Raw genomic sequence first — 7,707 nt, forward strand, 5'->3', positions numbered from 1 at the left:
CTGGCGGAGGTGTGGCGGGCGCACGGTGTGGAGCCGTCGGCGGTGATCGGTCACTCGCAGGGTGAGATCGCCGCGGCGGTGGTGGCTGGTGCGCTCTCCGTGGAGGACGGCGCCCGGGTGGTCGCGTTGCGCAGCCGGGCGCTGATCGAACTGGCCGGTGGCGGCGGGATGGTGTCCGTCGCGGCGGGCAGTGCGGTGGTCGAGGGGCTGATCGGCGGCTTCGGCGGCCGGATCTCGGTGGCCGCGTTCAACGGTCCGTCGTCCACCGTGGTGTCGGGCGAACCGGACGCGCTGGACGAGCTGATGGCGCTCTGCGAGGAGCGGGACGTGCGGGCCCGCCGGATCCCGGTGGACTACGCCTCGCACTCCGCCCAGGTCGACCGGCTGCGCGGGCGCATCCTGGACGACCTGGCCGAGGTCGCCCCGATGACCTCCACCGTGCCGCTCTACTCGACGCTGACCGGCACCCCGATCGACACCGCCCGCATGGGCGCGGAGTACTGGTTCGACAATCTGCGCTCCCCGGTGCGCTTCGAGGAGGCCACCCGCGCGCTGCTCGGCAGCGGCCGGGCGGTGTTCGTGGAGTGCAGCCCCCACCCGGTGCTGACCGTCGGCGTGCAGGAGACCGCCGACGCGGCCGAGACCGAGGCTGCCGTGCTGGGCACCCTGCGGCGCGGCCGGGGCGGCCCCGAGCAGCTGCTGACCGCCCTGGCCGAGGCTTGGACCGCCGGCGTGGCCGTCGACTTCACCGCGCTGCTGCCCGCAGGGCGCCCGGTCGAGCTGCCGACCTACGCCTTCCAGCGCGAGCGCTACTGGCTGGAGCAGGCCGCCGCCCCGGCAGCCGAGGGCGACCCGGCCGAGGCGCGGTTCTGGGACGCCGTGGAACGCGAGGACCTGGCCGAGCTCTCCGAGGCGCTGCGGCTGGACGACACGCCGGAGCTGCTCGGCTCGGTGCTGCCCGCGCTGGCCGACTGGCGGCGCCGCCGCCGGGACCGCTCGACGCTGGACTCCTGGCGCTACCGGATCGGCTGGAAGCCGGTGGACGCCCCGCGCGGGGTGGTCGCCCTGACCGGCACCTGGCTGGTGGTGGCCGCCGAGGAGACCGCCGCCGAGGAGGTGGTCGCGGCGATCCGCACCGCCGGTGCGCAGACCGTGACCCTGGTCGTGGCCGACCCGGCCGTCGGCCGTACGGCCCTGGCCGACACCCTCCGCGCGGCGCTTCCCGCAGCCGAGCCGTTCGCCGGCGTGGTCTCGCTGGCCGGCCTGGCCGAGGAGCCGCTGCCCGGGACGGTGCTGCCGGCCGGCCTGGCGGTGTCGCTGACGCTGGTGCAGGCGCTCGGCGACGCCGGGATCACCGCCCCGCTGTGGACCCTGACCCGGGGCGCCGTCTCCACCGGCCGGGCCGACCGGCTGGACCACCCGGTGCAGGCCCAGCTCTGGGGCTTCGGCCGGTCGCTGGCGCTGGAGCACCCGGACCGCACCGGCGGCCTGATCGACCTGCCGCCGGTGCTCGACGAGCGCGCCGGTCGGCGCCTCGCGGCCCTCCTCTCGGGTGCCACCGGTGAGGACCAGAGCGCCGTACGCTCCTCCGGGACCTACGCCGCCCGGCTGCTGCGCGCCCCCGAGCCCGCGCCCGCCGGCGAGGCCCGGCGGCTGACCGGCACCGTCCTGGTCGCCGGAGCCGACGGTGCCCTCGGCCGCCAGGCCGCCCGCTGGGCGGCCGGCCGCGGCGCGGCGCACCTGCTGCTGGTCGCCTCCGCGCCGTCCGGGGAACTCGCCGACCTCGCCGCCGAGTCGACCGGGGCCGGCACCCCTGCCACCGTGGCCGTCTGCGACCTCGGCGACGCCGACGCGCTCGCCGCGCTGCTGGCCGAGCACCCCGTCGCGGGTGTGGTCCTCACCGCCGAGGCCGGCCCGACCGAGGCCCTGGAGCTGACCGGTCCGGCGGAGTTCGCGGCCGTCCTCGCCGCCAAGACCGCCGGTGCCGCCCGGCTGCACGCCGCGCTCGCGGACGTGCCGCTGGACGCCTTCGTGCTGTTCTCCTCGATCGCCGGGGTCTGGGGCAGTGGTGGCCAGGCCGCCTACGCGGCCGGCAACAGCTACCTCGACGCCCTGGCCGAGCACCGCCGGTCGCTCGGCCTGCCGGCGACCTCCGTCGCCTGGGGCCCGTGGTCCGGCGGCCCGGACGGCCGCGGCGCGGACTACCTGAGCCGCCGCGGCATCCCGGCCATGGACCCGCGGCTGGCCCTGGCCGCGCTGGACCGGGCCGTCGACCGGGACGAGACCACCGTCGTCGTCGCCGACGTCGACTGGACGACCTTCACCGCCTCCTTCACCTCCGCCCGGCCCAGCCCGCTGCTCGCCGACCTGCCCGGCCCGCGCACCGCCGCGGCCGCCGCCGGCACCGACGGCGCGGCCGCCCTCAGCGGCCGGATCGCCGCACTGTCCGCCGCCGAGCGCGAGCGGGAGACCCTGGCCGTCGTCCGCGCCGAGGTCGCCGCGGTGCTCGGGCACGCCGACCCGAGCGGCCTGGAGACCGGCCGGACCTTCAAGGACCTCGGCTTCGACTCGCTGACCGCCGTCGAACTGGGCAAGCGCCTGGCGGCCGGCACCGGCACCCCGGTGCCCGCCACCGCCGTGTTCGACCACCCGACCATCGGCGAGATGACCCGCTACCTGGTCGGCGGGCTCGACTCCGGCCCGACCGCGACGGCCACCGCCGCCACCGACGAGCCGATCGCGATCATCGGCATGAGCTGCCGCTTCCCCGGCGGCGTCGAGGGCCCCGAGGACCTCTGGCGGCTGGTCGCGGCCGGCGGGGACGCGATCGTCGGCTTCCCGACCGACCGGGGCTGGGACGTCGAGGGGCTCTACGACCCGGACCCCGACCGGCAGGGGCACACCTATGTCCGCTCCGGCGGCTTCCTCACCGGCGCGGGCGAGTTCGACGCCGGCCTGTTCGGGATCTCCCCGCGCGAGGCGCTGGCGATGGACCCGCAGCAGCGGCTGCTGCTGGAGGCCGCCTGGGAGGCCTTCGAGGACGCCGGCATCGACGCCACCGCCGTACGCGGCAGCCAGGGCGGCGTCTTCGTCGGCATGACCTCCTCCGGCTACGGGCAGGGTGCGGAGCTGCCGGACGGCGTCGAGGGCCACGTGCTGACCGGCACCACGACCAGCGTCGCCTCCGGCCGGCTCGCGTACACCTTCGGCCTGGAGGGCCCCGCCATCACGGTGGACACCGCCTGCTCCTCCTCGCTGGTCGCCCTGCACATGGCGGCCGGGGCGCTGCGCTCCGGCGAGTGCGGCATCGCCCTCGCGGGCGGTGTGACGGTGATGGTGTCGCCCGACTCCTTCATCGAGTTCAGCCGGCAGCGCGGCCTCGCCGTCGACGGCCGCTGCAAGCCGTTCTCGGCGGCGGCGGACGGCACCAGCTGGGCCGAGGGCGTGGGCATGCTGCTGGTCGAGCGGCTCTCCGACGCGCGCCGCAACGGCCACCGGGTGCTCGCCGTGCTGCGCGGCAGCGCGGTCAACCAGGACGGCGCCTCCAACGGCCTCACCGCTCCCAACGGACCCGCCCAGCAGCGGGTGATCCGCCAGGCGCTCGCCAACGCCGGACTGACCGCCGCCGACGTCGACGCCGTCGAGGCACACGGCACCGGCACCAGGCTCGGCGACCCGATCGAGGCCCAGGCGCTGCTGGCCACCTACGGCCAGGACCGACCGGCCGACCGGCCGCTGCTGCTCGGATCGGTGAAGTCCAACATCGGGCACACCCAGGCCGCCGCCGGCGTCGCCGGGGTGATCAAGACGGTCATGGCGATGCGCCACGGCGAGCTGCCCGGCCTGCTCCACCTGGACGCGCCCTCGCCGCACGTGGACTGGTCGGCCGGCGCGATCGAGCTGCCGACCGCCACGCAGCCCTGGCCCGAGAACGGCCGACCGCTGCGGGCCGGCGTCTCCTCCTTCGGCGTCAGCGGCACCAACGCCCACGTCATCCTGGAGAGCGCCCCCGCCGAGGAGACGGCGGCCCGCGGCCCGGCGGCACCCGCCACCGGGGCGCCGCTGCCCTGGCTGCTGTCCGCCGCCGACCCCACCGCGCTCGCCGCCCAGGCCGAGCGGCTGCACGGCTTCGCCGACGCGGGGGGCACCGACCCGGACCCGGCCGACATCGCCCTGGCACTGGCCACCGGCCGCACCGGCCTGGCGCACCGCGCCGTCGTCCTGGCCGCCGACCGTACCGGCCTGCTCGCCGGCCTCGGCGCGCTGGCCACCGGCGCCGAGGCGCCCGGCGTGCTGCGCGGTGAGAGCGCCGACGGCCGCTCGGCGTTCCTGTTCTCCGGCCAGGGCTCCCAGCGCCCCGGCATGGGCCGCGCCCTCTACACCGCCTTCCCGGTGTTCGCCGACGCCCTGGACGCCGTCTGCGCCCGGCTCGACACCGAGCTGGACCACCCGCTGCGCGCGGTGATGTTCGCCGAGGCGGACACCCCCGAGGCGGCCCTGCTGGACCGGACCGTCCACACCCAGGCCGCGCTGTTCGCCTTCGAGGTGGCGCTGTTCCGGCTGCTGGAGGACTGGGGCGTGCGCCCCGATTTCCTGCTCGGCCACTCCATCGGCGAGATCGCCGCCGCCCACGCCGCGGGAGTGCTCTCGCTGGACGACGCCTGCACCCTGGTCGCCGCCCGCGGCCGGCTGATGCAGGCGCTGCCCGCCGGCGGCGCGATGCTGGCCGTCGAGATCGACGAGGCCGGGGCCGCCGAGGCGCTCGCCGCCCACGACGGGGTCGACGTCGCCGCCGTCAACGGCCCGCGGGCGATCGTGGTCTCCGGACCGCAGGACGCGATCGCCGACCTGGCCGGGCACTGGCGCGCCGAGGGCCGCCGGACCAGCCGGCTGCGGGTCTCGCACGCCTTCCACTCGGCGCTGATGGAGCCGATGCTCGCCGAGTTCCGCGCCGTCGCCGAGGGCCTCGCCTACCACCCGCCGCGCCTGCCGGTGGTCTCCAACCTCACCGGCACCGCCGCCGGCGCCGAGGAGATCTGCACTCCCGAGTACTGGGTGCGGCACGTCCGCGGGGCCGTCCGCTTCGCCGACGGCGTGCGCTGGCTCGCCGGCCAGGGCGCGACCCGCTTCCTGGAACTCGGCCCGGAGGCGGTGCTCACCGCCATGGCGCGCCTCACCCTGGACGCCACCGGCCGGGACGACGCCGCGCTGGTGCCCGCCTCCCGGGGCGAGCGGCCCGAGGCCGAGACCCTGCTGGCCGCCGTCGCCACCGCCTGGACCCGGGGCGCCGCGGTGGACTGGTCCGCCGTCCTCGCCGACCGCGGCGGCCGCCGGATCACCCTGCCCCCGTACGCCTTCCAGCGCCGGCCCTACTGGCTGCGCCCCGGCCGCTCCGGGGCCGACGTGACCGGCGCCGGCCTGCTGCGGACCGAGCACCCGCTGCTGACCGCCGCCGTGCCGCTCGCCGACGGCGAGGGCGCGCTGCTCACCGGCCGGCTGTCGCTCGCCGCCCAGCCCTGGCTGGCCGACCACGCCGTGCGCGGCACGGCGATCCTGCCCGGCACCGGCTTCGTGGAACTGGCGCTGCGGGCCGGCCGGGAGGTCGGCTGCACCGCGCTGCGCGAGCTGATGGTCGAGGCCCCGCTGGCCGTCCCCGCCACCGGTGGCGTCCGCATCCAGGTGCGGGTCGGCGACCCGGACCCGGTCGGCGACCGCCCGGTGGCCGTCCACGCCCAGCCCGACGGCGCGGCCGGCTGGACCCGGCACGCCTCCGGCGCCCTGGCCGCCGGGACGGACGCCGAACCGTACGACCTCTCCGCCTGGCCGCCGGCCGACGCCGAGCCGGTGGAGCTGGACGGCTACTACGAGCGGCTGACCGAGGCCGGCTACGGCTACGGGCCGGTCTTCCGCGGGCTGCGCCGGGCCTGGCGGGCCGAGGGCGCCGTCTACGCGGAGATCGCCCTCCCGGCGGGCGCCGCCGAGGAGGCCGCCGGCTACGGCGTGCACCCGGCGCTGCTCGACGCGGCCATGCACGCCACCACCGTCGGCGGGTTCCTCGACGACGCCGGCGCGACGCCGCTGCCGTTCGCCTGGTCCGGGGTGACCCTGCACGCCACCGGCGCCTCCGTGGCCCGGGTCCGGCTCGCCCCCGCGGGCCGGGACGCGATCTCGATCCGGGTCGCCGACGCCACCGGCGCACCGGTGGCCGATGTCCGCTCGCTGACCCTGCGGGCGGCGCCCACCGGTCAGCCGGACGGCCGCCGCGCCGAGGCCGGCGACGCGCTGTTCGCGGTCGAGTGGAGCGCGCTGCCGACCGGCGCCGCCGCCGAGGAGTGCCCGGTGGCGGAGCTGTCCGCCGTCGAGGCCGGCCACGCCCGCGCGGCCCTCGTGCTGCACCGGGTCGAGGCGACCGGCGCGGACGACGCCGCCCGGGCCCGCACCGCCACCGCCGGGGCGCTCGACGCCGCCCGGCGCTGGCTGGCCGGCGACCGGGACGAGGCCGACCGCCTGGTGGTCGTCACCCGCGGTGCCGCGGCCGTCCACCCGGGCGAGGAGCCCGCCGACCCGGCGGGCGCCGCGGTGTGGGGCCTGCTGCGCTCGGCCCAGTCCGAGCACCCGGACCGCGTCCTGCTGCTCGACGACGACGGCTCGGCCGACTGGGCGCAGGTCCGCCGGGCGGTGGAGCTGGGGGAGAACCAGCTCGCCGCGCGCGGCGGCGCCCTGTACGCGCCCCGGCTGGTGCGCGTGCCCGCCTCCGCCGCGCTGACCGTCCCCGAGGACGCCGCCGCCTGGACCCTCGACCCCACCGAGCCCGGCATCCTGACCAGCCTGCGGCTGCTGCCCGCCGACACCGCCGAGCGGCCGCTCGGCCCCGGCGAGGTGCGGATCGGCGTCCGCGCGGCCGGTGTGAACTTCCGCGACGTGCTGCTCGCGCTCGGTATGTACCCCGAGCGCGCCGAGCTGGGCTCCGAGGGCGCCGGCGTCGTCCTGGAGGTCGGCGCCGAGGTCACCGACCTCGCCCCCGGCGAGCGGGTCTTCGGCCTGTTCCCCGGCGGCTTCGGCCCCGTCGCCGTCGCCGACCGGCGCCGGCTCGCCCGGATCCCGGCCGGCTGGACCTTCACCGAGGCCGCCTCGGTGCCGGTCGTCTTCGTGACCGCCTACTACGGGCTGGTGGACGTGGCCGCGGCCCGGCCCGGTGAGTCGGTGCTGGTGCACGCGGCGGCCGGTGGCGTCGGCATGGCCGCCGTCCAGCTCGCCCGGCACCTGGGCCTGGAGGTGTACGGCACCGCCAACCCCGGCAAGTGGGACGCGCTGCGCGCCGCCGGTCTGGACGACGCCCGCATCGCCTCCTCCCGCGACCTCGCCTTCGAGGAGTCCTTCCGTACCGCCACCGGCGGACGCGGCGTGGACGTGGTGCTGAATTCGCTGGCCGGCGAGTTCACGGACGCCTCGCTGCGGCTGCTCGCCGAGGGCGGGCGCTTCGCCGACATGGGCAAGGCCGACCCGCGCGACGCCGAGCAGGTCGCCGCCGACCACCCCGGCGTGCGCTACCGCGCCTTCGACCCCTCCGAGGCCGGCCCGCAGCGGATGGGCGAGATCCTCACCGAGGTGCTCGGCCTGTTCGAGTCCGGTGCGCTGCGGCTGCTGCCGATCACCGCGTGGGACGTCCGTGAGGCGCCCGCCGTGTTCCGGCACATCAGCCAGGCC

1 protein-coding gene is annotated in these 7,707 nt (G+C 77.9%); it reads left to right on the forward strand.

From position 1 onward, the window contains the following. Positions 1-7,707, forward strand: a 7,707-nt coding sequence (locus ACWGJO_RS40250; RefSeq protein ID WP_452190729.1) for an acyltransferase domain-containing protein, incomplete at both ends; no start/stop codon positions are given.

This window comes from Kitasatospora sp. NPDC054795, from assembly GCF_053611565.1.